Consider the following 25,933-nt stretch of genomic DNA (forward strand, 5'->3'; position numbering starts at 1 on the left):
GCTCGGCGCGGCGGATGCTACGATTTCAAATACTTGTTGAAGTGGTCGATGGTGCGCTGCCAGGCGAGTTTGGCGGCGGCCTCGTCATAGCGGGGCGTCGTGTCATTGTGGAAGCCGTGATTCGTTTTGGGATACACATACGCCTCGTACTTGACGCCGTTTGCTGCGCCAGCGCATAATTGGGGCGAAGCATGTCCCACAACGCGGTTGCCGTCAGGCCGCCGACGGCGAATTTGGCCGCCCCGTCCAAAAACTCGCGGCGGCTGATGCCCTCATGCACATATCTGTGAAAAAGACTGAGCAGTTGCGGGTCGAAATCGCTCGCTTTTTTTCTCTCCATACGATCGACTCCTCGACGTGAAGTGCGATGCGGCGAGGCTATCGCACCGGTCGTTTCAAATCAATTCTTGGCGGAAAAAAAACGCGCGAGAAAGGGTTAGGCGGTGTAACGCTCCTGTGGGTCAGACGTTGACACGTACACGCCGGTAACGGTCAGCAGATTCGCTCGATGTCTTCTCCTATACGACGCACCGCTGCGACCAGCGCGTCGTTCAAGAGGTTCGCGACTTCGACGTTTCCATTGACCCAGTTTTGCCGTATGGCGCTGGCTCGATAATCGCGCTCCGTGGTCGGGTCCTGGCGGCCGGAAAACTTCACTTTCAGTGCAACGACCCCTTCGAACTGAGTCAAGAAGGTCCGGGCGTAAACGCGCCGGATGCTGACTTCGGTTATCAGGTCGCTGCCCGAGGGAACGTCCTCTTGACCCGAGCTACGAATCGGGTAGCCGGCTTTGCCGAGTTCGCGGAAGCCGCGCGCAACCCACTCGACGACGCTATGGCCGATGATGGGTTGGCCGGAGGCGACTCCCAAAGTCTCGCGATTCGTACGGTCGTCGGTTACGGACACAATCACAATGCGGCATGACTGCTTGTTTGCATGCTCATCGGCCGAGCCGGACGCGGAAGGGTCGCGTATCAAATTGACAAAGATCGGCTCGGTGTTAGCGCAGGCGGAGAATAGCGCGAGGGATGCCGCAAAAATCCCGATCCGTGCGACATTACCCAGGCGCTGAAGTGGGTACGGGCAGCGCTCCTGCTTGTGCACTGAAACCATCTCACGGACTCGAACTTTGAGCCGGCACGAAGACCTCTTCTGCCGACACGGAGTACAGGACGTCACCGTATCGGACGATGGAGCGCTGTTTTTCCTTCGCCAGGTAAGTCAGCGATGACGGCGCAGCCCCGGCGGGAATAGGACCCGGAGAGACCTTCGGCTCCTCGGTCAAAGCTCCGACAGGCTGCGGCGCGGCGCGCAGGTCGAGCCGGAACATCTTCATGGTCTCGGCGATCCCTTCGGTTAACGCCGCCCGCAAAGCTGCGCCGCGATTGGCCGCCCACGCCGCTGCCGCCGCTTCGCTGTCTTTCGCCGGTGCGATGGGCGGCGTGTAGTAATGATATTTGGCGAGATAGACTGCGTCCTCTTCATCGCGCAACCACAACGATGCTTCGGTGATAACCCACAGAGCCTGAAAATCCGAGGTCAGCTCGTATCTCGTCGCCACGGATAGAAACGCCTGTTCGGGAATCTGCTTCCGCAGCGCGGCGCGGTCTTTGTCGCTCAGCGGCTTAACCGTGGGCTCGAACTTTGCGAGCTTGATGGTCGCGATGCCGCGAAGCGTTTTCTCCAATGCCGCGTAGAACTGCGCGCGAAAATCGAAGTCGCTCACGTCCCGGCGAATGGGCTCGATGAGCTTATTGGCGGCTGAGGCGCGGTTCGACTCCACGGCCGCGTCGACCAGCGCTAACAACATACCGCCCCCTGCCATCATACCGACGTAGGACTTCTCCACGACGGCCGTGACCTCCTCTTGCGGAATCGAGGCGTGAACGCGGGTCGGACCGACCATGGCTGCGTGCTCGGCTGTGAGTGGAATATGCACCAGCGCACATCCGACGCCGAGAGAAGCGAACAGGAGAAAAAGGCCATAGAGCACAACACGAACCATCGAAGCCTCCCGAACAGCGTATTCTTGCGCTGCGTTCTCCGCCGGGCTGCCGCCTTGACGTGGGGCATTGATCGGCTAGCGAATGGTAGAAAAATCGTTAAAGGCGAAATTAGAAAACGAGAGACTCAATACTATACCCGTGAGGCTTCCAGTCAAGCGGGCGGGTCTCCCACGTGAAGTGTCCGAGTCGAGCTATACGAACCCCATCTTCCGTCCCCAGTTCTCCGGGTCCTTTAGAAAATCGAGGATCTGCTTGCCGGCCTCTTCGCTGAAATATTTTTTGCCGAGGCCGGCGCTGAGAACGTGGTCCCAGTTGGCGAGCGTGTGAAGCTCGATGCCGTGCTCGGCGAGAGCTTTCTTTCCTTCGTGGAGATTGAGATTGTCGGAGCCGTACTCGAAGACACAGAGGCAGTGGGTGATCTTCGAGCCCGCGGCCCGGATGCCGATGTTGAAGCGGAGCTTGCTCATGCCGTCGGTGATGAGGTCTTCGACCAAAAGCACGCGCTGGTTCTCTTCGAGGATGCCTTCGATCTGCTTGGTGCCGCCGTATCCTTTGGGCTGCTTGCGGATGTAGATCATCGGCTTCTTGAGCTTCTGCGAGACGAACGCGGCGTACGGGATGCCCGCCGTCTCGCCGCCCGCGACGACGTCGATCTTACTCAGGCCGATTTCCGTCTCGGCCTTTTTCGCCATCTCCGTGATGATCTCCTCACGCACATCGGGGAAAGAAAGGAGCCGCCTGCAGTCAATGTAGACGGGCGAGATGCGGCCCGATACAAAGACGAATGGCCGCTCCTTGTAGAACGCGATCGCCTCGGTCTGAAGAAGCATTTCGCCGATTCGGTTGGCAACTTCGCTCATCGCATCTCACCTCCTGAGAACAGACCGGCTATAACACAGCCGCCCGCGGTTGCCAATATGATTTACTCGCATGCCGGGGCCTTGGAAGCGATCGAGCATCGAGATCGGGAGCCGTAACTCAGTCTCTTCCGCGACAACCGTTGACACCGTCGCCAAATATAACGTATAGAGTAGCCGCTGGGTCCTATCGTCATCAAGGTTGCGGAAAAGAGGAGCAAGGAGGATTGGTCATGAGGAACCGCCTTTCATTGCTGGTCTCGTTCCTTGCCTTGCCCATCTATTTTCTTTCTACCGGCATGGCCGCCGAGCCTGAGGAGGTCTGGAGGGATCTCGCCAAGTCATCCAGCCAGGAGCGGCAGAAGCTCATGCTGTCGAAGGCCAAAGCGGAGGGCGAGGTGGCTTGGTACACAACCCTCAACGCAGATCTCACCGAACCGTTAAAGGAGAATTTTGAACGGCACTATCCAGGCATCCAAGTTAAAATCTGGCGTGGGAGGGGCGAGGGGGTAGCGCAGCGCCTTTCAACCGAGGCGAGAGCCGGAAAATACAACGTGGACGTTGTCTCCGCGGCAAACGAATATCTAGCTGCTCTCATGAAAGCCGACCTGATCGGACGGTATAACTCACCGGAGAGAAATTTCTACTCAGGCGATCATAAAGATCGAGAAGGTTATTGGACCTCGGTCACTGATGTTTTCGCAGTCATCGCCTACAACACGCGCCTCGTCTCGAAAGTCGGGTCTCCCAAGACATATGAGGATTTCCTCGACCCAAGATGGAAAGGGCACTTCGCCATTGACTCGACGCCTGATCGTGCCGTCATGGGATGGATTAAGGCTTGGGGAACTGAAAAGACGGAGAAGTTTTTGCAGGCGTTAATCAAAAACGGCGCGGTAGTTCGCAGCGGCCATTTGCTTACAACTCAGCTCCTCTGTGCCGGTGAGTTTCACGCCGCAATTGAACTTTACGTCTTCCAGATCATCGGTTTGAAGCAAAAGGGATGTCCTATCGAAATGGTCTTTCCCAACCCAACACCCGGTGCTGTGGCGCCTCTGGGCGTCGCAAGGCGTGCTCCACATCCTTACGCGGCGGCCCTACTGGTTGACTATCTGCTTTCCGAAGGCAGCCAGAGAATATTGGTCGAGAAAAAGCTTCATTCCGGGCGAGTTGGGATGAAGATAGAGCATCCCGACTTCGACCTCGAAAATCTGCAGCAGAGAGGTGTTCGCGTTGTTCTCTTAAACCCACTTGACGTTGAACAGCTAGGAAAACCGTACCTCGATTTGCGAACCCGCCACTTGTTAAACCGCTGAAGAGGCTTTCTCTCTACCGTCAAGCTCGTACTCTTCGGCGCTAAAAAAGTTCTCGGCGATTTGTTCCTTTCAACCTATCAATCGCTTTTGTAACCTTTCAGGAAGTCAACAAATAGCCGAACCCAAGAGGAATCCCTTCGACGTTTGTGAAAGGTAATATACAGGGTACGTTTGACCTTCCATTCTGGAACATTCAAGATCTTGAGGCGACCTGCTTTTACATCGCTGAGAATGTGGCACTTGGTGAGTATGCTGATGCCAAGTCCCCTTGATACCGCATTCTTTATGGCATCTCTAGTCCCCATTGCCAGACTTATCTCTACGCGGGGTTTAAAAGCAATTCCTTTCGTTGCAAATTTTTCCTCGATCAGTTTTATTACCGGGGCACTTTTCTCGTAGCTAATAAACGACTCCTTTGCTAAGACTGTTAGCGGTACTGAGCGCTTCATGGCTAGAGGATGTTTGGGCGGGCTAATAAATACCATCTCCTCGTCACGATAAGGCTCGGCGACGGTCAATGGAGACTCGATGTGTCTGCCAAGCAGAGCGACGTCGAGTTCGCCGTTGAGAAGTTTTTGGTGCAACGTTTCACTTGCTTGAAACGTCAGATTGACATCGATCCCCGGATATTCTTCCTTAAACTTCTCCACAGCCTGCAAGATCAAGCTCGTGCCAAACCCTGAACTGCCGACGGAGATTTTCCCCTTTTTTAAGCCCCTGAGTTCTTCCATCTCGTCTTTGATTTCCTGGACAAGCGCCAGTATGGTTTGTGCTCTCTGGAGAAGCCTCTTTCCTGCCTCGGTAAGGTGACTCTTAATACCGAGTTTCTCGAAAAGCTTGATCCCAAGCTCTTTCTGTAGCTGGATGACCATGGCTGAAATGGACGGCTGACCTACACCCAGTTCTTTGGCAGCCTCTGTGAAGCTCTGTAGCTTTGCGACCAGGGCGAAGGCTTCGAGCTGATACAGGGTCATGCGCGGTATTCCCGGGACCTTCCTACCATAAGAAGTCAGAGATGAAAATAGCGAATCCCATGCATTTAAATTTATAGGTGCTAGAAGAAATTTTACTCGTCATTGCAATTGCGGCAAAGCGCTCCGGCCGGCATGCTGGCTTCGGTTTCTGTGGCGCAGTTGCAGATAGATCGGTTTTCACGCCGCGCCCGAAACTGGTACAATGCGCCCGATGAAGTCGACTGCCGCCAAGCGCGAGATTCCGACGCGCGGCCTCGCTATCAACAAAGATCGTCTGCTCGGCGATCTCAACGCCATCTCCCGGATCGGTCTCGGCGATCATGGTTCGGTGACGCGCCTGGTTTTTTCGGTGCAAGAGTTGAGGAGCCGGCAGCTCCTGATCCATTTGATGACCCAGGCCGGGCTCAAAGTCCACGTCGATCGGATCGGAAATATTTTCGGCCGGCTCGCCGGCGGCAGCGGCAAGGCCGCGGTGCTGGCGGGCTCGCACCTCGACAGCGTCATGCACGGCGGCAAGTTCGACGGTCCGGTCGGCGTCGTCGGCGCCCTGGAGGCGGTCAGAACGCTGAAGGAAAATAGAGTCGCTCTACCCTGCCCGATGGAAGTCGTCTGCTTCGTCGGCGAAGAATCGTCCCGCTTCGGCTTCTCGACTCTAGGCAGCAGTCTCGTTGCCGGTCAGGTGCGCATGAAGGACCTCACTAATGCGATAGACGCCCGCGGCACCAAACTGGAAGATGTTCTCGCGAGCATGGGCATTTATCGCGACAACCTCCCGGCGCTCAAGCGCGATCCCGGATCGGTGAAGGCCTATCTGGAGCTGCACATCGAACAAGGGCCGGTGCTCGAAGCGAAAAAGAAAAAGATCGGCCTGGTCACTGCGATCGCCGCGCCGACCCGCCTGCGCGCGGTTTTCACCGGACAGGCGGACCACTCCGGCACGACGCCGATGGAGATGAGAAAAGACGCGCTCGTCGCCGCGGCGCAGCTCATCACTTATATCGAACAGGTTGCGAGAAAGCATTCCGCGGTGGAAAAAGGACGCGTCGTCGGCACCGTCGGCGCGCTGAAGATCGAGCCCGGCGTCATCAACGCGATTCCCGGCAAGACGGAGCTGTCGATCGACATCCGCAGCATCTCCGCCAAGGCGAAGGAGCGCGTCGCCCGCCTGGTCGAAAAGCGCGCGCGGGAGATCGCGGCGAAAAGAAATATCGCCGTGGAGATCCTGCCGATCCGCTCCGAGGAGCCGGTGCCGCTGGATGAAAAGTTGCTTTCGCTGATACAAGAGATCTGCGAGGGGAAAAAGATTCCTTACGAGATCATGCCGTCGGGCGCGGGCCACGATGCGATGCAGATGGCCAAGATCGCCCCCGCGGGCATGATCTTCATACCGAGCAAGAAAGGCATCAGCCACAGCCCGCTGGAGTGGACCGACCCGGAGGATATCTGCCTGGGAGCGCAAATTCTCCTGGAGACGATGGTGGGCGTCGCCCATGAAGAAAGCTGAAAGAAAAAGCGCCCGCATTTTGAACGGGCGGGAAATCAAAAAGCATCTCGAGCGCTTCTGCCGCGAGCTTTCGAGGCGCGAGGATTCCGGTCAGCTCGCCTTCATCGGCATACGCACCCGCGGCATCCATCTCGCCAGGCGGCTCGGCGAGATGATGAAAAAAACCGGAGGAAAGGAAATTCCTCTCGGCGAAATGGACATCACGCTCTATCGCGACGATCTCAACACGCTGCTTCCCGACGGGAAAGTGGACCACACGCGGATTCCGTTCGACATCAACAACAAAACGATCATTCTGGTGGACGACGTGCTGCACACCGGCAGGACTACCCGCGCCGCGATGGATCATTTGATCGATCTCGGCCGGCCGAAAGCCATTCACCTCGCGGTGCTGATCGACCGCGGCGGGCGCGAGCTGCCGATCACGGCCGACTACGTGGGCGAGAAGATCGCCGTTCCCGCTGGCGGGGATGTCAAGGTCCGGCTCAAGGAAGTGGATAGGATAGACGAAGTGGTGATCAGCAGGTAAGACTACCCTGCTATTCCCCGAATTTGATGTATTTCGTCAAGTCCTGCGTTATGCCGGCGGGCTGATTGAGAACCTCGCGAACGATCTTCAAACATTCCTCCGCCGACACATAGTCGATCACCATCTTCGCCTTCTGGGCTTCATCCAAAAGTTCCTTGTCCCGCGCAACTTTCGCGAATGCCTCGCGCAGGATCTTCATCGTCTCGGCCGGCGTCCCCGGAGGCGCTACGAACGGCCTTCCTATTCTTTCCGGCGCCGATCGGATCGCCATGATAGCCTTTCCCTTTGCGCTGGTGGCGAGATCTTCGTCCAGCGGCAATTTCACCACGTCGGGTTCCGGGCCCCGCGAGCGGACCACCGCCCGAATCAGGCCGCGGTCGATGTAGGGTTTAACCGTCGAATAGGATCCGGCCCAGGCGTCGATTTCTTTGCGCTCGATGGCGTGGGTCACGTCCGCGCTCGAGGAATAGCCGGGGACGATCTTGAAATTAACGCCGGCAAACTCTTCCAGCAGCAACGGAAAATCGTGGTTATTGGCGCCGGGTCCGGTCGAGCCCACGGTGACCTGCTGCTTCGACTTGCGCACGTCCTCGAAGGTCTTGAACGGCAAGTCGCTGCGGACGGTCAGCACGGTGGTCTCGGACGCGGCGCTGCCGATCCAACTGTATTTCGTCATGTCAAATCTTATTCCTTCGACGCGGATAAGCTGGGCGATCGGGAGGTTGCGGTTGAAGGCTCCGATGGTCAAACCGTCCGGCTTAGCCGCGCTGTAGATGTGGTTCGCTGCGATCATGCTGTTCGACCCGTCCATGTTCTGAACGACCACCGTGGGGCTTCCCGGGATATATTTGGGCAGATGCTTGGCGAGCAACCGTGCGGTTCGATCGTATCCTCCCCCGGATTTATAGCCCACCACGATCGTAACGGTCTTGCTTTCGTAATAAGAGGCGGCATGGGAAACCACGGGACTCAGGAGCAAAGCGAGAACCAAGAGGAAATACCACCAGGCCGAAAATAAAAATCCCGTTCTTACTCTCAACTCGATCATGGTCATAATCTCCTTTCTGGCGGCTTCATGGTAACGCCATAGATATCAAGTGTCAATTCCATGGATTGAGTCCTATCAGATTGGTTCAGAAAAACTTACTGACCGCCGGGTTTCATTTGACGGGCCGACATCACAAGTATTAACGTATGAACAATGGCCGTTTGACGAATCTTTAGGGGGTCCTATGAAAGCATTCCATTTCCTTTCCCGTGTGACAAGGGTCCTGCCCGGAACGCTTCGCGGCAAGCTGACCTTCTGGTTTCTCACCCTCTCGCTCATGCCGATCCTCGCAATCGGCATCTTCGCTTACATAAACAGCCGGGCGAGTCTTGAAAGCGAAATCATGCAAAAGCTCAGCGCGATCGCGGATAACAAGCTCTTCACGTTAAAAGGTTGGATATATATCCACCGCGTGGACATCGTGAGCCTGGCCCAGAACAACGCGATTAAAGATTTCCTCGCGCCGCTTTCCACCGCCGGTAGCGGGGCGGCGACGGCAGCCAGAATGGAGCGGGCAAAAATCCTCGTTGAATCGCTCCAGCAAACCAACCCCCTCTACCTCGACATTCTGGTGACCGACCCTGAAGGCAAGATCATTCTTGCGAGTTCGCCGACCCTGAACCAGACGGGCAAGACCCTCTCGGAGATCGGACTGCCAAAGATGCAAACCGGCCGTACCTTTGTGAGCCCCGTGTTTGTCTCTACCGCCGGGCAGCAGCCTGTGTACTTGATTGTGTCCCCCGTCACCGCTGAAGAAAAACTGGCGGGCTTTGTCGCCCTTGAGACCGACTTGAGCCGCATGCAGGCCCTCACGGAGGAGCGATCCGGCCTCGGGGAAACCGGCGAGGTCATGATCGTGGACCGGGATTACAGGATGCTTACCCGGTCGCGCTTCGACGTAGAATCGCCGCAGCTCGCGAAAATACCCGAAGTCGAGCCGATCCAGCTCGCGCATCAGGGAAAAAGGGGAGAAGCGTTCTTCAAGGACCACCGGGGACTGCCCGTTCTGGGCGCCTTTCGGCCGTTTTCCGAGTTGGACTCGGTCCTTGTCGCCAAAATGGATACGTCGGAAAGTCTCGCTCCGATCGCCCGTCTCCGCAACACGGTGATCGCCATCGTCGGTTTCACGGTGCTGCTCCTCGGCGGCGCTTCGCTCTTTCTCGCGCGTTCGATTTCCCGCCCCATCATTGCCGGAGCGGGATTCGCCCAGCAAGTGGCTAACGGCAACTTGACCGCCACGCTCCCGGGCCAAACGACATCGGAAATCAATCTCCTTGCCAAATCCCTGAATAAAATGGTCGAAGACCTGAATCAGATCGTCACGCGCATCACGGATGTGGTGCAGAACACCAGCGCCGCGGCGATGCAGATCTCCGCCGCCCTGACCGAACAGGACCAAACCATCGCTTCCCAGGCCGTTTCGATCAATGAGATCACGACGACCATCAACGAGCTCGCACAGTCATCGATGCAAGTCGGAAAAACCGCTGAGGAGATGGCCGCTCAGTGGAGAGAGGCGCTGCAGACGACCGAGCGCGGAAATCTCGCGATCCAGAAGGGGATCGAGGAAATGAACCTCCTCAAATCCAAGACCGAGGGAATCGCGCTCAATATTTTGCAACTGAGCGAGCAGATCCAAAAGATTAGCACGATCGTGCACACGGTTTCCGACATCGCCGAGCAGACCAACATGCTCGCGCTCAACGCCGCGATCGAGGCTGCGCGCGCCGGAGAGCATGGAAAAGGATTTTCGGTCGTCGCCACCGAGGTACGCAAGCTAGCTGACCAGAGTCAGAAGGCCGCCGGGCAGATCGCGGCTATCATCCAGGAGGTCCAAGCGGCCGCTCGCAGCTCGATCTTCGCGGTCGAGGAGGGAAAGAAAGGAGTGGAGAGCGGCGTCGAAGAGGTGCTGCACGCGGGCGAGACCCTGCAAACTGTGACCTCGACGATCAAGAAAACGGTTGAATCGACTCAGGAGATCACGCTGGCGACACGGCAACAGGCGCTCGGCGTCGAACAGGTCTCCGAAGGGATGCGGAGCATCGATCAGGCAATGAAGGAAACGGTTGCGGGATCGAAGCATGCGAACACGGCCGCCTCGCAGCTTGTTCATTATGGCCAATCGCTCCAGGACCTCATCCGGAAGTTCCAGGTTGCGGACGGAGACTTCGGGACCCCGATCCGGGAGCGCGCCGATGCGAGCGAGATGGCAAGTATCGCTTAAGCCGGCCATTGAGGACCAAAAAGAAACAGGCTACAATCACACGCAGTCATGAAAATTCCCTGCGCGATTTATCGCGGCGGCACGAGCAAGCCGATTTTTTTCCTGGAAAAAGACCTGCCGCGCGACCCTAAAGAAAGAGATCAAGTGGTGCTCGCCTCCTTCGGCAGCCCGGACATGCGACAGATCGACGGACTGGGCGGCGCCGATCCGCTGACGAGCAAGGTCGCCTATATCGGTCCACCCGCCGTGCCAGGGACCGATATCAACTATACCTTCGGTTACGTCGGCATCGCGTCTCCGGTGATCGACTACACCGGGAACTGCGGCAATACCTCCGCCGCCGTCGGGCCGTTCGCGCTGCTGCGCGGGTTGATCGACGCTAAAGAGCCGATCACCAAGGTCCGCATCTACAACACCAACACCAAAAAGATCATCGTGGCCGAATTTCCGGTGCGAGGCGGAGAATTCCAGAGCGAGGGCGATTTCCGCATCGACGGCGTTCCCGGCAGCGGGTCGAAGATCCTGCTCGGCTTTCTCGACTCCGGCGGTTCGGTGACCGGCAAGCTCCTGCCGACGGGAAAAGTCAAAGAGGAAATTCAGTTTCCCACGGTCGGCAAGCTGACGGTATCTATGGTGGACGCGGCCAACCCGTTCGTGTTTGTTCGCGCGGCGGATTTAGGTCTCCCAGACGACGCCACGCTTGACGAAGTCGCCGGCAACGATCCGCTGCTCAAAAAATGCGAGGAGATCCGCTCGGTCGTGGCCGAGATCATGGGCATCTCTAAAAAAGACGACGCGACGCAAAAAAGTCCCGGCGTGCCAAAGATCGCTGTCGTCTCCCCGCCCACGAGCTACCAAACGCCGAAGGGCAAAGTGGAAGCGCGCGAGGTCGACGTGATCGCGCGCATGACCGCGCTACAAAAGCTGCACAAGGCCTACGCCGTCACCGGCGCGGTCTGTCTCGGCGCGGCGGCCAAGATCGAAGGAACGATAGTTCACGAAATTTACCGCCGAGTCCAGCCCAATAATCCGCCCGCAGTGAGGATCGGACATCCCTCCGGCACGATTCAAGTCGAGATCGAGACCGCGAAGAATAACGGCGGGCTCACGCTTTCCAAAGCCGCGCTGGCGCGCACCGCCCGCCTGCTCATGGACGGCCACGTCTACCTGCCGTAGTGCTGCGATAATATTTTCGGCGCGAGCGCTCAGCCCTACGCTGATTTTTTCTGATCAGAATTCTCGGGTGATTCCGTTCCTGTATCCGGTTTACTATGGTCTCCGGTACGCCGCAGGAGCGTCAACAGCCGGGAAGATTTTTTGCTAGGCTGTTTTTGCTGTTCCACGAATATCCTCGGTAAGACCACTTTAAACGAGGTGCCCTGTTGAAGCCGGCTTTCAACGGTGATCGCCCCATGGAGCTGCTCCACGTGTTTCTTTACGATCGCCAAACCCATCCCTATTCCACCCAAGCCATTCGGAGCTTGATATCCCGATTCCTTGTGCGCCCGAACGAACGGATCGAAAATCGTGTCCAACGCCGCCGGCGCAATCCCGATGCCGGTATCGGTAACTTCAAACGCAACTGAATCCGTGGCCAGAACATATTGGGCGCGAAAATAAATCGATCCCCGCTCGGTATATTTCAAAGCGTTCCCCAGCAGGTTGCTGAGCACCTCCTTCAAGGTTTCAGGATCGGTCTGTAATTCTGGAATCTCCGCGCCGAGCGGCCAAGTCATTTCGAGGCCCTTTTGGCGAGCAAGAAAACCGAACGTTTCCTTGAGTTCGCCGACCATCTTACCGAGCGCGACAGTTTCAATCCTCGGTTGATGCCTCCCCGCCTCCAAGCGGGAGAAAAGCAAAATCTGATCGATCATATTCTTAAGGTCGCTCGATTGCTTGGAAATTCTTCCAAGAATGTCTTTGGGCTTGCCTTCGACATCGCCGTAAATGCCGTCTATCAAGCAGTCGACGTATCCTATAATGACGGCCAGCGGCGTGCGCAGCTCGTGCGATACTTGGGTCAGAAATTCAGCCTTTGTTTTCGCCGTTTGTTCGGCTTTTTCTTTTTCCTGAATCAGCGCCTTCAAGAGCGACGCCTCGATTTTGTCTTTCGGAGATTTCAAAAGAGAACGGGCTACCAAGCCGATCATGAGGACACCGAAGAACCCCAGCCCGCCGTAAACAATCAGCGTTTGGTTGTCCTCCAGAACGTTCCACAAAAGGGTCAAGCTGTCGGTTCGAAGCGCAAAAAAGTTTGTCAGCGGTACCCAGAGAATCGACTTCAAGAAATTTTTAAGCGCGAGCCCGGCGGAGTTGGAACCGTGATCCGTCAAGGAGATCACCAGGCCGCAAATTGTGGTGACCAGAAACAACGGGATCAGAATTGAATTGCGCTTACGCACGGCAAATCCTCGATTTTCAGCAAAAAGCATCAGCGGGGCGCAGTTCTACCCCGGCAGTTTTGGGTAGGACGAGCAAAACACAGGCCAGCCGGACAACCATTGATATCCAGAAAGATCGACAGAACACGCTGATTAATTAACTTATGATGCTAGCGGACAAATTCCCCTACCCGTGGCTCGTTCGACGTTCGCCTAGGGTCCGGAGCCACGGCCGGGCTTCACGAGTCGGCTCAGGGGTTTGTCATTTCTGACATACCTTCTGCCAGGAGTGGCAGAGATCTATGGCAAGGCGCCGGATCTATCGGATTTAAGCCCCTGCGAAAACAAGCATTTTGACGGTGGCATAAAAACTGCTCCCTCGATCGGCCAACGAGTGAAATCCGTATCGAACTACACATTATTCTTTTCGGAAGGAGGTGAAAATAAATGGAGCTTCTAAAGAGGTTTTTTGTTGAAGAGAAAGCGCAGGGCATGACCGAGTACGCTTTGATCCTCGGCCTCATCGTTCTTGGCGTCTGGGTGGCCGTGTCCGGCTTGGGTCTCGGCGATGCGATCACCGGGATTTTCACCAACGTGACTACAACGGTAACCGGGTGTTGCTAATAAATTAGCGAAGCCTTCACACCGCGCCCCACCTCTCTCTCGCAGAGGGGTGGGGTGTGTCCCCCGGGACCATACTCGCCCTGGCGCATACTCGGGGATGCAGTGAAAATCGGCATGACCTGCTCGCGGTCACGGATAACAAAATGAATTTATTGCTGAACGAAAGCTTGATCTTTAATTTTTTCGTTCTGCTGTTTACCGGGTCTTCAATGAGCTTTGATGTGACACAGAGACGAATTCCCAACTGGCTGAACCTCGCCGGAATCGGGGGTGGAATGGTGCTCAATCTTTGGAAGGGAGCGCCGCAGTTTTTTGACAGCCTTTTGGGCTGCGGCGCGGGAGTGGGGATTCTCTTGATCCCCTTCGCGTTCGGCTGGCTCGGCGCCGGCGACGTAAAATTCTTTGGAGCCGTAGGAGCCATCTTCGGGCTGAGCTGGATCCCACGGCTCTTCTTCTACTCTTCTGTCCTTGGCTTGGCATCGGCATTGATCTCATGCGCCGCGACCCGAGGAATCGTGAAGCAACTTTTTAAGGGGACGCTTACGATACCTTATGGCGTCTCCATCGGATTGGGAGCGTTGATCGCATTTTATCTGGACTCGCAGGGAAAGTGGGCCGGCTTCTAAAGGAGGGCGTCGTATGAATCAGAGACTCAAAATCGCCGTCATTGCCGCCGTGGTCTTCGGCTTTATCGCCGCTTACGGCACGTACAACTTTTTACGCCAACAGAAGGCGGCTACGGAAGCCATGAAAAAAGCGTCCCAGAACGTGGTGGTTGCCGCCAAGGACGTGCCCGCCGGGACGACCATCGACGAAAAGGCGATTAAAGGGGGGATGCTGAAGGAGGTCGCGTGGCCGAAGGCTTCCGTGCCCGCCGGTTCTTTCGTATCGACGCAACAACTCGTCGGCAAGATCGTCAAGGTCAAGACCGTGGCCGGCGAGCCGATTCTCCAATCAAGAATCTCCGGCGAGGGCATGGGGCTCACGGTTCGCCTGAGCGCCGGCTATCGGGCGATGTCGGTCAAAGTCGATGAGATCATCGGCGTGAGCGGTTTCATCTCTCCGGACGATCGGGTGGACGTGATCGCCACCGTCGCCGCGCCGGGGAAAAATTCTCATGAAGAGAAAATGTCCAAGATCGTTTTGCAAGATAAGCGGGTGCTTTCCGTGGCCCAAAACGTGGAACAAAAAGAAGGCAAGGCCCAGGTCGCCCGTTCCATTACATTGGAAGTGACTCCCGACGAGGCGGAGAGGCTTTCGTTGGTCCAGCTCGAAGGTCAAACCATTCTCGCGCTTCGCGCCGTCGGAGACGAAAAATTGGTCCAGACGCGGGGAAGCACGACGCGGGACCTTCTTGCCGTAAGCGCTGCTCCTAAGAATGGAAATGTATCGGCTGTCGCACCGGCAAAACATCGAGTCGAGCTGTATTTAGGAACTAAAAAATCGGTGGCGGAATTCTAGGAGGGAAAAAACGTGAGGTCTCATTTTTGTTTATCGACAGTCGCAGCCAAACGGTGGAGCGTCCGCCTGCTGATTTTTGCCGGCCTGTTGCTCGTTCAAGCAAGCGCCGCGGCCCAGGATGGCCCTCCCTCCATTACCGTGACCGTCAACAAGTCTTTGATCCACCGCCTGGACCAAAAGGCCACGAGGGTTTCCGTAACCCAGCCGGAGATCGCCGACGTATCCGTCGTGGCTCCGGATCAAATTCTCATCAACGGAAAATCGGTCGGCGCGACTTCACTGGTGGTTTGGAACCAGCAGGGAACCGCCACCAACTTCGACCTTCTGGTGGTGGCCGACGTCGGCGCGTTGCAGAGGCAGCTCAAGATTATTTTCCCCGATGAGAACATCCGGGCTTCGACCTCCGGACCTGCGATCGTGCTCCGGGGCGAAGTATCGAATGAAGTGATTTACGACAAGGTCTTGGAAATCGCCCAGACCTATCTCCCACCGGCGCCGGCCAAGGAAGTCGCTCCGATGCCAAGCCAGACTGTCTCGGTCAGCACGCCGGCGATTCGCCTGCCGCAGACGGGTACGGCTTTTGCCGGCGGCGGACAACTCGCCTTTACCGAGGAATCGTCCCTGACCGACGTCGGCCGATGGGGCAACAGAAGAGCCATACAAGGGATCGTCGATCTCCTAGTGATACGCGAGGTGCAGGAAATTCAGTTGGACGTCATCGTCGCCGAAGTTTCGCTGACCAAGCTTAGAGAGCTGGGTTTAGACTTCCAGGGCGTCTTCAACAACCAGACAGCGGTCCTCAGCAGGAGCGGAACCCAGACCGGTTTTCCGTCAGGCAGTCTCATCGGCGACACCGGCACTTTCCCGCCGACGACCACGATTGGCGGGGGCGCTTCCGCCGCAATGGCTTATTTTGGAAAGAGATACCAAGTCGCGAATGTTTTTCGCTTGTTTCAGAATCGCGATGTAACGCAAATTCTCGCGCAGCCCAGGCTGGTGATGAAAAATGGGCGCTCGGGAGGTTTTCTGGCCGGAGGAGAGTTTCCGATTCCCATCGCGACTCGCGATCAAGTCACCGTGGAATTCAAACCATTCGGAGTGCGACTGGACTTTGTCCCCACCATCACATGGTCCAAGACCATCGACCTCAGAGTTTTTCCGGAGGTCAGCGAAATCGATCAATCGGTGTCGGTCTCGGTATCAGGCATTGCCGTACCCGGATTGAAGGTCCGCAGGACCGTGAACCGCGTGGAGATGCATGAGGGTGAGTCCCTGGTGATCGGCGGCTTGTTCGACCGCAAGACCCTTAGAGACCTTACCAAGATCCCGTTCCTGGGCGACATCCCGATCCTGGGGACGCTCTTTCGCAGCACGCGCTTTAGAGATCAGGAAACCGAGCTGATTTTCGTGATTACACCGAAGATCGTGAAGCCGTTGAAAGCCGGGGAGAAGCCGGAAATTCCGTCGGTTGAAAAGTATGACGACCCGGATATGCGCCAGGTCCCGCTGTTCGGTGATCCGGCGCCTACGCCTCAGGAACAGCCATGATCAACTCATAAGGAGGAGGTCACACCCATAGCGGGGAGGGTCTGAAAGAGACCAAAAAGTTACGGGGCAAAAATCATATTATGAAGATACCCGTCGTATTGATAGGACAAGATAATCTCTCACTGGCCTCCTTGCGCCAGCAGATTGAAAAGGAACGCGACTTTATCGTCAGCGATAAAATCCGCGGCTTTGACGATGCCTTCGAGAGCCTCAGAACGAAGACCGGTCCGGGCATAGCCATTTTTGATCTGAGCCGCGAACCGGCCAAGGCATTGACGCTGGCGCAGGAAGTCAAGCTCAAGCTCCCTCAAGTTCGTCTGGTGGTGACTGCCGGAAATAAAGATCCGGAAATCATCCTGGAAGCGATGCGCTCCGGAGCTGAAGAGTTTTTGTCTCAGCCGTTCCACTGGCCGACCGTGTTGCAGTCTATGGGGCGGATCCGAGCGAAGATCGATCTTCAAGCGCCGAAAGGCTCCCAGCACGGCGAGATCATCACCGTGTTTTCCAATAAGGGGGGCGTCGGAACCACCACGATAGCGACCAATCTTGCCGTGGCTTTGGCGGCGAATCATCAAAAGTCGGTTTGCATCGTCGATCTTGTTTTGCAATTCGGCTCGGTGACGAGTTTTCTGAATCTCGAGGCCTACTACACCATTCTCGATCTGGTAAAAAACTTAAAGCAAATGGATCATATGTTGCTGGAAGGCTCTCTGGTCCAGCACGGCTCGGGCGTGAGGGTCCTCTCCGAGCCTTTCCGCGCCGAGGACGCCAATTCGATCAAGGCCGGCGACGTCGAGCATATACTCGCCGCTCTGGAGCAGTCCTTCGATTACGTGATCGTGGACACCCCGAAGGATTTCGACGACACGGTTTCGGTCGCCCTCGACCAATCGCACCAAATTCTCTTTGTCAGTGAAATGGATATCCCGTCCTTAAAAAGCAGCCGTAGAGCGTTGGAGCTCTTCGACCGGCTCGGCGGTTATGATTCGAAGATCCGGTTGATCTTAAACCGATATATAAAAAGTAAAATCATGACCGTGGAGGCCGTTGAACAGGCTTTGGGGATAAAGGTCTGCTGGACGCTGCCCAACGATTACCCCACGGTCATCGGAGCGGTTAACCAGGGGATCTCGATTCTGGAGAACGATCCGAAGTCTGAGATCGCCAAAGCTTATCGGGCCTTGGCCGACCGCATCACCGACGGCCTCTGGCTTTCCCAGGGCGCGACGCAGGAAGAAGAAAAAAAAGGCGGAATACTGGGCCAATGGATTCCCGCTCTGGGACGGAATCTCGCGAAGGTGAGGAAAGAGGCATAAGAACCGATGCGCCCTTCTGAAATCAATTTGAGCCGTAACGAAATTTCCCAGCTTGAGGGCAAACGTTTCTCTACGTCCGGGCACGGGGCGGTGAATGAGCAATTCTTTCAGGATTTAAAACTCCGCATCCACCGCAAGCTGATCGACACCCTCGACCTGTCGAAACTCTCCAGCTTAGAGGTGGAGATGGTGAAGGTGGAGATCCGCCGCATCCTCGAGGAAATGGTGATGGCGGAGTCGCTGCCGCTCAGCCGCGCCGACCGCGACCGGCTCGTGACCGAAGTTCAGCACGAGGCCTTCGGCCTGGGGCCGCTCGAATCTTTGATGAAAGATCCCGAGATCACCGACATCCTCGTCAACAATCACCGGCTGGTTTACGTCGAACGACACGGCAAACTGGAAAAGGCCAACGTCAGCTTCCGCGACGACGCGCATTTGATGCAAATCATCGACCGGATCGTCTCGCGGGTGGGCCGCCGGATCGACGAGTCGTCTCCCATGGTCGATGCGCGCCTTCCCGACGGATCGCGAGTGAACGCGATCATTCCTCCGCTCGCGCTGGACGGCCCCATACTCTCCATCCGGCGCTTCGGCGCCGATCCGCTGACCATGAAAAATCTTATCGAGTCCGACTCGGTGCCCGAGCAGGTGGCCGAAGTCCTGGCGGCCTGCGTCAAATCGCGCCTCAACATTCTCGTCTCCGGCGGAACCGGCGCGGGCAAAACGACGCTCCTCAACTGCCTTTCCAACTTTATTCCCGAGACGGAGCGGATCGTCACCATCGAGGATTCCGCCGAGCTGAAACTCCAGCAGGAGCACGTGGTCCGTCTCGAAACCCGTCCGCCGAACATCGAAGACAAAGGAATGGTGACGCAGAGAGATCTGGTCAGGAACGCGCTTCGTATGCGGCCGGACCGGATCGTTTTGGGCGAGGTGAGAGGCGGCGAGGCGCTCGACATGATTCAGGCGATGAATACGGGACACGACGGCTCCATCAGCACGGTCCATGCGAACACCGCCCGGGACGCGATCGCGCGGCTGGAAACGATGATGCTGATGTCGGGCGTCCGTCTTCCCGAAAGGGCCTTGCGGGAACAAATCGCCTCGGCCCTGGACGTGATCGTGCAATTGTCGCGCCTGAGCGACGGCAGCCGCAAGCTGATCGAGGTCTGCGAAGTCACGGGCATGGAAGGAGACATCATCACCACGCAGCAGATCTTTCAATATCGGCAGAAGGGCATTGAGGCCGGCAAAGTGATCGGGGAGTTTGCCGCAACCGGAGTCCTGCCAAGTTTCCTGGATCGCCTGGAGAGCCACGGACACAAGATTCCCAACAGCTATTTCCTTCCCGTCGTGCAATCCGCGAAGAAGAGGGCGATATGAGTTTGCTCATTATCGTCGTGTTCGCTTTCTTGGCCGCGGCGAGCCTGATCATCATGGCCCTTTTTCTGGCCACCGCCATCCAGACTTCGCCGCAAGCCCGCATCCGGAAAAGACTCGATGCCATCCTGAGCCGTCCGAATGCCTCGCAGGCGGAAGTGCGCGCCCTGCTCAAGGAATCGTCCTTCAGCGAAATCCCATGGCTGAACAACGCCTTGGATCGACTGGACTTCGTCCGCAGCATCACTCTCCTCTTGGAGCGGGCGAATCTGGATGTCAGCCCGGCGCTGTTTTTACTGTTCTCGTCCTTCACAGGAGCGATCACCTTGGCTTTCCTGACGCTGTTCGACTGGAGCTTTAGTATCGCTCTGATCGCCGGTATCGGCGCTTCCGCTCTTCCTTACCTGTACGCCCGGCAGCTTGGCCGAAGAAGGCTCAGGCGCTTTTTGGAGCAGATGCCCGACGCTCTGGACCTGATCGGCCAAGGCTTGCAGGCCGGCTTGGGATTGACCCAGTCGATGGTGTTCGTCGCCAAGGAAATGCCCGACCCCATCGGGACGGAATTTTCGGTCTTCATGGAAGAAATAAACCTGGGGCTTCCGCTCGCAGACGCCTTGAAGGGACTGCAGGAAAAGATACCGCTCCAGGAAGTGCGCCTTCTGACCATTGCCATGGGCGTGCAGAGAGAAATCGGCGGCAGCCTGGCGGAGATGCTCAAAAACCTGGCGGACGTCGTGCGCGATCGGTTCAGGATCGAAAGGCAGATCAAAAGCCTAACGGCCCAAAACCGCATGAGCGCTTGGGTTGTTTCCTCGCTGCCGCCGGTCTTGGCCGCTTTTATGTTCTCCATGGACGCGAAATTGATGAACGAAACTTTTAACAATCCCATGGGGCGGACGATGTTGCTGCTCGCGTTGAGTTTCGAAGTCGTCGGAATTTTCGTCTTCCGCAAGATTATTCAGGTGCGCATCTAGCGGGCGGCGGATTTATGGAATTGCTTTTGGCCATCGGCATATTCGGTCTCGTCGGAAGTTTTTTATATATATTCCTGGCGCCAAAGCCGGCGGCCCAACATGAAATCATCCAGCAGCGCATCGGCGCAATCGCAGCCGTTCAGACAAAAGCGCCCTCTTCGGTCCGGGTATCAGACACCCAGGAACAAACGATCTGGGAACGGATTGGGAATTTCTTTCTTGGCGAGAAAGAGCTGCCGGCGAAGTATGACAAGTCGCGCCGGCTTCTCTATCGGGCCGGCTATCCGTGGGAGCGGGCCGTGCGCATCTTCTGGGGCGTGCGCATCTTCCTGGCCGCGTTTTTCGGGCTGATCTCGATCGGCTTGGCTTTCGTATCTCTCACCCCCTTGCCCAAGATGGTTTTGCTGGTCGCCGCATTCGCCGCGGCGGGATACTTCCTGCCTCAACTCGCTCTCCAACGCAAAGCCAAGGCGCGCACGTTGGCCATACGCGATTCCCTGCCCGACACTTTGGATCTCCTTGTCATCTGCGTCGAGGCCGGCCTGGCCATGGACGCCGCCTTGGTTCGTGTAGCGAAAGAACAGGCGGAGCAAGGATTGATCATCGGCGAGGAGTTCCAGTTGATGACCCGGGAGATCCATGCCGGCATGGCGCGACGGGAGGCCCTTTCCCGGCTGGCCGAGCGGACCGACCTCGATGAGCTGAGAGGCCTGCTGACTTTCCTGAACCAAACGGAAGAGCTGGGCGGAAGCGTCGGCCGCTCGCTCAGAGTCTACGCGAGCACGATGCGCGACAAGCGCAGCCACAAGGCGGAAGAGGCGGCCAGGAAGGCGGTCATCAAGCTCGTCTTTCCAATCGCTCTTTTTGTCCTGCCCGCGCTGTTCTTGGTTATCTTCTCGCCGATTGTCATCAGCATCGCCAAGCTGCTTGTCAGCACCGGGAGTCACTAACATGCCGATCATTAACCTCGACAAGAACACGTGGCTCGCGACCAAAGTCAGAAAAGCCGACAGCTTTTTAACCCGGCTGGTGGGACTGATCAAAAGAAATAAGCTTGGCCCCGAAGAGGCGCTCTGGCTGATCCCCAGCAAAGGGGTTCACACCGTCGGGATGAAGTTCCCTATCGACGTCATCTTCCTGGATAAGAACTATAAAGTCGTGGACGTAGTTCCGGCCATGGTTCCCTATCGCGCCACCAAGATTCATCTGACGGCTTACAGTGCCTTGGAGTTGCCCAAAGGCGCGATCGGAAAATCTCGCACCGAACCGGGAGACCGGCTGGACATATCGCAGGCGGAATCCTCGGCGGTCGATGATTTGAGAGAGACCCAACTGAACGAAGTCGGGTAAACGAAATCATGCAGAAGCCATTTCTTTACAGGTACGCAGAGTCCCAAGGCGGACAGGTCATCGTTCTGGCCGCTTTATTGCTGATTCCGGTTGTAGGCATCATCGGGGTAGCCATAGATGCAGGCTTCCTTTTCCAGCTCAAAAGGAACATGCAGACGGCCGCTGATAGCGCTGCCGTTGCGGGAGCCCTAGAGACACGGAAGGGCAGTAACATAACTGCGATCACCACGGCGGCCGAGGACGACGCGGCCTTAAACGGGTTTACAAAAGGGGTGGACAACGTAAACGTCACAGTCAACAGTCCGCCAGCGAGCGGGCAGTATAGCGCCAGCGACGACTATATCGAGGTGATCGTTAATCAGAGGAAATCGACCTTCTTTATCCGCGTCCTGTCTCTCATCTCATCCGACGACTTCAGCACCGCCACAGTTGCGGCCCGGGCTGTCGCCGGCCCTAAGCCTTTGCCCGAGTGCATCTGGGCACTGAATCCCTTGGCGGTCACGGGATTGACGGTCGCTGGCACCGCCAGTATTAACGCCGCAGAGTGCGGCGTCTATGTCAGATCAAGCTCGAGCACTGCGATGATCCTCAATGGAGGCGCGTGTGTGCACGTCAAAGAAATCGACATCGTGGGAAACTACACAGGCGGTTGTGCCACCCCCACCCCAAGAACCAACGCTCCGGCAAAGTCCGATCCGCTGAGAAGTCTACCGGCGCCCACCCCCAGTCTCCCCTGCATTCTACCGCTGCCGACACAGCGGAATTTTAACCCGGGTACTTATTGTACGATTGCCGTCAGTGGCAACGAGGCGTGGACCTTCAATCCAGGCACCTATTATATCGTCGGCGGCTTCACGATAGGCGGTAACGCAACCGTCACGGGCAACGGGGTAACTTTTTATATCGCAGCAGGAGGAAGCGTCAGCTTCGCCGGAACCGGTGCAGTGAGGCTCTCGGCTCCGACCAGTGGAACCTATAAAGGTGTTCTCCTGTTCCAGGGCCGCACTAACCCGATTCCGGCCGCGATGTCGGGAGGCTCTAACAAAATCTTCAATGGGACAATCTACGTTCCCGGCGCCGTCCTTTCTTTTTCAGGAGGGAGTTGCTCCGAATCTCGCACTGTGCTCATTGCCGATATTATCACAATTTCGGGTTCAACCTGTTTTGCGCAGCCCACGAACGCTCCATCGGGCCCCGGAAATGTAGTGCTCGCGGAATGAATATGAAATCTATATCGAATAAGGGCCAAGCCCTGGTTGAATTTGCTTTGCTCTTGCCGTTTCTCGTCCTGCTGCTCCTGCCGACGATCGATCTGGGACGAATCTTTTATTTTGCAATGGCGGTGACCCAGGCGGCGCGCGCGGGCGCGGAGTATGGATTTCACAATCAGACGGATTCTGCGGGCATGACGGCGGCGGCAGTGGCTACCGGCGCCGACGTAGGCTTGACCACAAGCGACGTGACCACAGCCGACATGTACTGGCGCTGTCCGAGCGATGCAACGACGACGAAGCATACCAATTTTCCAATCCCACCGGCAAGCTGCGGGACCGGCATCGCGGCTGTCGTCTACGTCAGGATCGTAGTCACCAAGGACTTTAGCCTGCTTTACAGCTATCCCTGGGTCGCCGACACGCTTACAATAACAAGATCCGCAGAAATGCGGGTGCAATAAGGATGAGAAAAGTGATTCGAGGCGAGGCGGGCCAGAGCACCGTAGAGTTTGCCCTGATCCTCCTCCTTTTCCTGATGGTAATCTTGGGCATCTTTGAAGGCAGTCGATTGATCTTTGACTACAACATTGTCTCGGAAGCCGCGAGAGAGGGAGTTCGCTATGCCACGGTTCGCGGGAGCGCCTGTGCTCTTCCCGACGGCTCCTCCTGTACCGCCTCCGCGACCCAGATCAGTGGCTACGTTCAGAGCAAAGCCGTAGGGCGGCCTGTGACCGTGAACGTGACCTGGCCCGCCCCCCCCGACCCAGGGAGCACCGTCGTGGTCCAAGTGACCTCTTCTTTCACGCCCGTGGTGTGGTTTATCCCGGCCGTCGACCTCTCAAGCGAAGCCCGAATGGTGATCGCCCGCTAGGTCGCTTGCGCTCAAAATCTTCGAGTATTTTGGAAACCAATTCGTCGTTGGCTGTCTAGACAGCCATCTTGCTGAGTTCCGAATGGGAATAACTTTGCTCGGCTGCCGCGGCAAATTTTGCTAGCTTGCGATAGAGTGTTCGGGGAGATATGCCAAGCAACTCGGCGGCCTTCATCTTGTTGTTATCAGACTTTCGGATTGCCTCCTCCACCACTTCCCTTTCAGCCTGCTCGATGGTCCGAATCGCCTTGGCGCCGATCTCTACCCGGTGACCGGTCGCGTACTGCTGCAAATGCATCGGCAGGTCGGCGACGGTCACGTACTCCTCATCCGAAACCATCAGCGCGCTCTCGATCACATTCTTGAGTTCCCGGACATTGCCCGGCCATGGATAATCCAAAAACAACGCCTTGACCGAGCTGCTTAACTTTTTTGCTGGTTTGGGATTCGGCCCACAAGCCCGGCGGATAAAGTGCTCGACCAAAGGCAGAACATCTTCCCTGCGCTCATACAGCGGCGGCAAGATGATGCGGGCGCTGTTCAATCGATAATAAAGGTCCTTGCGAAAGCTGTCGTTCGAGATGGCCTGCTCGAGATTTCGGTTGGTCGCGGCGACAATGCGCACGTCGGCGGTTTTAGCCGAAGAGTCTCCGATCCTGTAGTATTCGCGGCTTTCCAAAAAGCGCAAAAGCTTCAGTTGAATATTCGGAGAGAGATCTCCGATCTCATCGAAAAACAGCGTTCCCCCTTCGGCAGACTCGATCAGCCCCATTTTGTTCTTATCGGCTCCGGTGAACGCGCCTTTGACGTGTCCGAATAGCTCGCTCTCGACCAGGGTATCCGGAATCGCGCTGACGTTGCACGGAACGAACGGCCCGGTCTTTCTCGGACTCTCATCGCAAATGTAGCGAGCCACCACCTCTTTACCGGTGCCCGTCTCGCCGGTGATTAGGATGGTTACGTCGTGCTTGGCATAACGAGTTGCCAAGTCCAGGACCTCGCGGAACTTTGTCCCTTCCGCGATTATTTGCTGCGAGAATGATTCTTCCGGCCGAGGACTGTCGGCCTCGATCTGGCAGCCAAGAAGGTATTGAAGGTTTTGGGGAAACTCGGCATGAAAGGTAACCAGCGTAGCGCTTGAGCCGCCGATCCTGGACCGATAAACGAACTTCTCCCAGCCCGGGCCCTGGCACATGGCGACATCAACGAAGATATATTTGACCTGATCTAAAAGGAAGGAGTAGGCACGTTCGGCTTCTTCCCAGCTACTGCTCAGATGGATCGATAAGCCCCGCTCTTCGAGGGACTTTTGAACCGGAGCGACCGGAGCGCCCAGTCCGTAAATCACCAGTGTGTGGATATTGGACATTATTTAGTCTGGTCGTCGCGATAATGTTTCAAATGGATGCTCGCAGCATGGATGGAACGTCCCAGTACACAAAAGTTCTCTCTAAGTCCATCTTGATCCTTGGAACTCCAATCCCTTCAATTCTGCTAATGGCCCTGCCATAGCGAGGGGGCTAACCGGGCAAAGAATGGCAGCACTCTTACCTCCTAGAGCTATCGGCAGATTCTGCCGTAACATTAAGTGGGCTAAAGGCCCCTCACCCGTTGGATTCAACAGCGCAACGATTCGAAGGACTTAGCTTCTTACGAGGATTTATGGGTCAGTACGAGTCGGTATTACAATCGGCTGCCGATCAGGCACGATTCAGGTCGAGATCGAGACCGCGAAGCGCCTGCCAATGGCCGGCTGTGCCTACTACGCGATCGGGAAGCCCGTATATCGACACCTTAATTTTCTCTTGAACAGCCTTCCAACCGAGAGTAGACTTTTCACTCAACTAGTTTCGAAGTTATCGAAGAGAGATTTCACCGGTTCGCCTTTTCGGACAAGAACTCCAGGACTTCTTGCGGATGCTCCTCGGCGTTCTTCACCGTCTGCCAATGTTTTCTGACCTTGCCGTCCGCGCCGATCACGACCGTCGAGCGGATCGTGCCTTCGACCGTTTTGCCGTACATTATCTTTTTGCCCCAAGCGCCGTAGGCGCGCATGACCTTGGCCTCGGGATCTGAAAGCAATACGAATGGCAGGCGATAGGCGGTTTTAAATTTATCGTGCGACGCGGGACTGTCTTTGCTGACGCCGAGAACCGCGGCGCCCGCTTTTTGCACGTCTTGGTTTAAGTCTCTGAAGCCGCAGGCTTCCTTCGTGCCATCCGGGCGTGTTGTCTCTGGGATAAAAGTAGAGAACGACCGTTTTCCCGTTGTAGTCTTTGAGCCGATGGCGCTTGGCGTCGCTTCCTTCGAGTTCGAAATCCGGCGCCTTCTTTCCCTCCAGGTTCATCGCGTCCTC

25 protein-coding genes and 2 pseudogenes are annotated in these 25,933 nt (G+C 56.6%); 17 read left to right on the top strand and 10 right to left on the bottom strand.

The features are described 5' to 3' along the window. Positions 1–17: 17 nt before the first annotated feature. The 4 genes and pseudogenes from VGL70_02460 to VGL70_02475 form a co-directional block, all read right to left on the bottom strand. A pseudogene (locus VGL70_02460) lies at positions 18–149 on the bottom strand (dienelactone hydrolase family protein). A gap of 343 nt (positions 150–492) precedes the next feature. After that, complete coding sequence (locus VGL70_02465; protein HEY3302380.1) at positions 493–912, bottom strand: hypothetical protein; 420 nt, start codon at positions 910–912, stop codon at positions 493–495. A 202-nt stretch (positions 913–1,114) separates the two neighbouring features. Further along, positions 1,115–2,005 (bottom strand): hypothetical protein, encoded by an 891-nt coding sequence (locus VGL70_02470; GenBank protein ID HEY3302381.1) that lies wholly within the window; start codon positions 2,003–2,005, stop codon positions 1,115–1,117. Between the two features lie 192 nt (positions 2,006–2,197). Continuing rightward, on the bottom strand, positions 2,198–2,866 hold the full coding sequence (locus VGL70_02475; protein HEY3302382.1) for an orotate phosphoribosyltransferase: 669 nt from the start codon (positions 2,864–2,866) through the stop codon (positions 2,198–2,200). Positions 2,867–3,096: 230 nt separating this feature from the next. On the opposite strand from VGL70_02475, the gene VGL70_02480 reads away from it, so the two are divergent. After that, entirely contained in the window at positions 3,097–4,179 is a 1,083-nt protein-coding gene (locus VGL70_02480; GenBank protein HEY3302383.1) for an extracellular solute-binding protein, read from the top strand. A gap of 77 nt (positions 4,180–4,256) precedes the next feature. Here VGL70_02480 and VGL70_02485 read toward each other — a convergent pair whose 3' ends face one another. After that, positions 4,257–5,153, bottom strand: coding sequence for a LysR family transcriptional regulator (locus VGL70_02485; GenBank protein HEY3302384.1), 897 nt, complete (start codon positions 5,151–5,153; stop codon positions 4,257–4,259). Positions 5,154–5,364: 211 nt separating this feature from the next. On the opposite strand from VGL70_02485, the gene VGL70_02490 reads away from it, so the two are divergent. Both VGL70_02490 and pyrR read left to right on the top strand, forming a co-directional pair. Further along, positions 5,365–6,657: a M20 family metallo-hydrolase gene (locus VGL70_02490; protein ID HEY3302385.1), complete on the top strand. Its 1,293-nt coding sequence runs from the start codon at positions 5,365–5,367 to the stop codon at positions 6,655–6,657. Next, entirely contained in the window at positions 6,644–7,186 is a 543-nt protein-coding gene (pyrR, locus tag VGL70_02495) for a bifunctional pyr operon transcriptional regulator/uracil phosphoribosyltransferase PyrR (GenBank protein HEY3302386.1), read from the top strand. The genes VGL70_02490 and pyrR overlap by 14 nt, the downstream gene beginning before the upstream one ends. A gap of 10 nt (positions 7,187–7,196) precedes the next feature. Here the strand turns inward: pyrR and VGL70_02500 are convergent, their stop codons facing one another. Continuing rightward, entirely contained in the window at positions 7,197–8,234 is a 1,038-nt protein-coding gene (locus VGL70_02500) for a tripartite tricarboxylate transporter substrate-binding protein (protein HEY3302387.1), read from the bottom strand. Between the two features lie 184 nt (positions 8,235–8,418). Here VGL70_02500 and VGL70_02505 point away from each other — a divergent pair, with 184 nt between their 5' ends. After that, positions 8,419–10,458 (top strand): methyl-accepting chemotaxis protein, encoded by a 2,040-nt coding sequence (locus VGL70_02505; GenBank protein HEY3302388.1) that lies wholly within the window; start codon positions 8,419–8,421, stop codon positions 10,456–10,458. Between the two features lie 48 nt (positions 10,459–10,506). Then, the gene (locus tag VGL70_02510) at positions 10,507–11,634 is read left to right on the top strand and encodes a PrpF domain-containing protein (protein HEY3302389.1); all 1,128 of its coding nucleotides are present in this window, start codon (positions 10,507–10,509) and stop codon (positions 11,632–11,634) included. Positions 11,635–11,669: 35 nt separating this feature from the next. Here VGL70_02510 and VGL70_02515 read toward each other — a convergent pair whose 3' ends face one another. Next, positions 11,670–12,890: a HAMP domain-containing sensor histidine kinase gene (locus tag VGL70_02515; protein ID HEY3302390.1), complete on the bottom strand. Its 1,221-nt coding sequence runs from the start codon at positions 12,888–12,890 to the stop codon at positions 11,670–11,672. Positions 12,891–13,286: 396 nt separating this feature from the next. Here VGL70_02515 and VGL70_02520 point away from each other — a divergent pair, with 396 nt between their 5' ends. The 12 genes from VGL70_02520 to VGL70_02575 all read left to right on the top strand — a co-directional run bounded on the left by VGL70_02520 (position 13,287) and on the right by VGL70_02575 (position 23,577). Beyond that, positions 13,287–13,463, top strand: a complete 177-nt coding sequence (locus VGL70_02520; protein HEY3302391.1) for a Flp family type IVb pilin — start codon at positions 13,287–13,289, stop codon at positions 13,461–13,463. 143 nt (positions 13,464–13,606) lie between these two features. Then, the gene (locus tag VGL70_02525) at positions 13,607–14,089 is read left to right on the top strand and encodes a prepilin peptidase (GenBank protein ID HEY3302392.1); all 483 of its coding nucleotides are present in this window, start codon (positions 13,607–13,609) and stop codon (positions 14,087–14,089) included. Positions 14,090–14,102: 13 nt separating this feature from the next. Then, a complete protein-coding gene (gene cpaB, locus VGL70_02530) occupies positions 14,103–14,924 on the top strand; it encodes a Flp pilus assembly protein CpaB (protein ID HEY3302393.1) in 822 nt (273 codons plus the stop codon). Positions 14,925–14,936: 12 nt separating this feature from the next. After that, positions 14,937–16,472, top strand: a complete 1,536-nt coding sequence (locus tag VGL70_02535; GenBank protein ID HEY3302394.1) for a pilus assembly protein N-terminal domain-containing protein — start codon at positions 14,937–14,939, stop codon at positions 16,470–16,472. 80 nt (positions 16,473–16,552) lie between these two features. Continuing rightward, positions 16,553–17,788 (top strand): AAA family ATPase, encoded by a 1,236-nt coding sequence (locus VGL70_02540; protein HEY3302395.1) that lies wholly within the window; start codon positions 16,553–16,555, stop codon positions 17,786–17,788. A gap of 90 nt (positions 17,789–17,878) precedes the next feature. Then, positions 17,879–19,171: a CpaF family protein gene (locus tag VGL70_02545; protein HEY3302396.1), complete on the top strand. Its 1,293-nt coding sequence runs from the start codon at positions 17,879–17,881 to the stop codon at positions 19,169–19,171. Continuing rightward, the gene (locus tag VGL70_02550) at positions 19,168–20,142 is read left to right on the top strand and encodes a type II secretion system F family protein (GenBank protein HEY3302397.1); all 975 of its coding nucleotides are present in this window, start codon (positions 19,168–19,170) and stop codon (positions 20,140–20,142) included. Before VGL70_02545 ends, VGL70_02550 begins: the two co-directional genes overlap by 4 nt. Before the next feature lie 14 nt (positions 20,143–20,156). Next, positions 20,157–21,092, top strand: a complete 936-nt coding sequence (locus VGL70_02555) for a type II secretion system F family protein (protein ID HEY3302398.1) — start codon at positions 20,157–20,159, stop codon at positions 21,090–21,092. Position 21,093: 1 nt separating this feature from the next. Beyond that, on the top strand, positions 21,094–21,492 hold the full coding sequence (locus VGL70_02560) for a DUF192 domain-containing protein (protein ID HEY3302399.1): 399 nt from the start codon (positions 21,094–21,096) through the stop codon (positions 21,490–21,492). Positions 21,493–21,500: 8 nt separating this feature from the next. Then, positions 21,501–22,712 carry a pilus assembly protein TadG-related protein gene (locus tag VGL70_02565; protein ID HEY3302400.1) on the top strand — a complete coding sequence of 404 codons (1,212 nt, stop codon included), beginning with the start codon at positions 21,501–21,503 and terminating at the stop codon, positions 22,710–22,712. A gap of 2 nt (positions 22,713–22,714) precedes the next feature. Beyond that, positions 22,715–23,167: a TadE/TadG family type IV pilus assembly protein gene (locus VGL70_02570; GenBank protein HEY3302401.1), complete on the top strand. Its 453-nt coding sequence runs from the start codon at positions 22,715–22,717 to the stop codon at positions 23,165–23,167. An 11-nt stretch (positions 23,168–23,178) separates the two neighbouring features. Next, positions 23,179–23,577, top strand: coding sequence for a TadE/TadG family type IV pilus assembly protein (locus VGL70_02575; GenBank protein ID HEY3302402.1), 399 nt, complete (start codon positions 23,179–23,181; stop codon positions 23,575–23,577). 55 nt (positions 23,578–23,632) lie between these two features. Here the strand turns inward: VGL70_02575 and VGL70_02580 are convergent, their stop codons facing one another. The 3 genes and pseudogenes from VGL70_02580 to VGL70_02590 all read right to left on the bottom strand — a co-directional run bounded on the left by VGL70_02580 (position 23,633) and on the right by VGL70_02590 (position 25,924). Beyond that, positions 23,633–24,946, bottom strand: a complete 1,314-nt coding sequence (locus tag VGL70_02580; GenBank protein ID HEY3302403.1) for a sigma-54 dependent transcriptional regulator — start codon at positions 24,944–24,946, stop codon at positions 23,633–23,635. Positions 24,947–25,449: 503 nt separating this feature from the next. Further along, positions 25,450–25,863: a peroxiredoxin gene (locus tag VGL70_02585; protein HEY3302404.1), complete on the bottom strand. Its 414-nt coding sequence runs from the start codon at positions 25,861–25,863 to the stop codon at positions 25,450–25,452. Further along, a pseudogene (locus VGL70_02590) lies at positions 25,817–25,924 on the bottom strand (redoxin domain-containing protein). The gene VGL70_02585 and the pseudogene VGL70_02590 overlap by 47 nt, the downstream one beginning before the upstream one ends. Positions 25,925–25,933 lie beyond the last annotated feature (9 nt).

Source organism: Candidatus Binatia bacterium (assembly GCA_036504975.1).
Lineage (GTDB): Bacteria > Desulfobacterota > Binatia > UBA9968 > UBA9968 > JAJPJQ01.

Excerpts from the sequence above, each read along its gene's own strand:
- VGL70_02470 (HEY3302381.1), bottom strand. The coding sequence starts at position 2,005 with ATGGTTCGTGTTGTGCTCTATGGCCTTTTTCTCCTGTTCGCTTCTCTC.
- VGL70_02475 (HEY3302382.1), bottom strand. The coding sequence starts at position 2,866 with ATGAGCGAAGTTGCCAACCGAATCGGCGAAATGCTTCTTCAGACCGAG.
- VGL70_02480 (HEY3302383.1), top strand. The coding sequence starts at position 3,097 with ATGAGGAACCGCCTTTCATTGCTGGTCTCGTTCCTTGCCTTGCCCATC.
- VGL70_02485 (HEY3302384.1), bottom strand. The coding sequence starts at position 5,153 with ATGACCCTGTATCAGCTCGAAGCCTTCGCCCTGGTCGCAAAGCTACAG.
- VGL70_02490 (HEY3302385.1), top strand. The coding sequence starts at position 5,365 with ATGAAGTCGACTGCCGCCAAGCGCGAGATTCCGACGCGCGGCCTCGCT.
- pyrR (HEY3302386.1), top strand. The coding sequence starts at position 6,644 with ATGAAGAAAGCTGAAAGAAAAAGCGCCCGCATTTTGAACGGGCGGGAA.
- VGL70_02500 (HEY3302387.1), bottom strand. The coding sequence starts at position 8,234 with ATGATCGAGTTGAGAGTAAGAACGGGATTTTTATTTTCGGCCTGGTGG.
- VGL70_02505 (HEY3302388.1), top strand. The coding sequence starts at position 8,419 with ATGAAAGCATTCCATTTCCTTTCCCGTGTGACAAGGGTCCTGCCCGGA.
- VGL70_02510 (HEY3302389.1), top strand. The coding sequence starts at position 10,507 with ATGAAAATTCCCTGCGCGATTTATCGCGGCGGCACGAGCAAGCCGATT.
- VGL70_02515 (HEY3302390.1), bottom strand. The coding sequence starts at position 12,890 with ATGCTTTTTGCTGAAAATCGAGGATTTGCCGTGCGTAAGCGCAATTCA.
- VGL70_02520 (HEY3302391.1), top strand. The coding sequence starts at position 13,287 with ATGGAGCTTCTAAAGAGGTTTTTTGTTGAAGAGAAAGCGCAGGGCATG.
- VGL70_02525 (HEY3302392.1), top strand. The coding sequence starts at position 13,607 with ATGAATTTATTGCTGAACGAAAGCTTGATCTTTAATTTTTTCGTTCTG.
- cpaB (HEY3302393.1), top strand. The coding sequence starts at position 14,103 with ATGAATCAGAGACTCAAAATCGCCGTCATTGCCGCCGTGGTCTTCGGC.
- VGL70_02540 (HEY3302395.1), top strand. The coding sequence starts at position 16,553 with ATGAAGATACCCGTCGTATTGATAGGACAAGATAATCTCTCACTGGCC.
- VGL70_02550 (HEY3302397.1), top strand. The coding sequence starts at position 19,168 with ATGAGTTTGCTCATTATCGTCGTGTTCGCTTTCTTGGCCGCGGCGAGC.
- VGL70_02555 (HEY3302398.1), top strand. The coding sequence starts at position 20,157 with ATGGAATTGCTTTTGGCCATCGGCATATTCGGTCTCGTCGGAAGTTTT.
- VGL70_02560 (HEY3302399.1), top strand. The coding sequence starts at position 21,094 with ATGCCGATCATTAACCTCGACAAGAACACGTGGCTCGCGACCAAAGTC.
- VGL70_02565 (HEY3302400.1), top strand. The coding sequence starts at position 21,501 with ATGCAGAAGCCATTTCTTTACAGGTACGCAGAGTCCCAAGGCGGACAG.
- VGL70_02570 (HEY3302401.1), top strand. The coding sequence starts at position 22,715 with ATGAAATCTATATCGAATAAGGGCCAAGCCCTGGTTGAATTTGCTTTG.
- VGL70_02580 (HEY3302403.1), bottom strand. The coding sequence starts at position 24,946 with ATGTCCAATATCCACACACTGGTGATTTACGGACTGGGCGCTCCGGTC.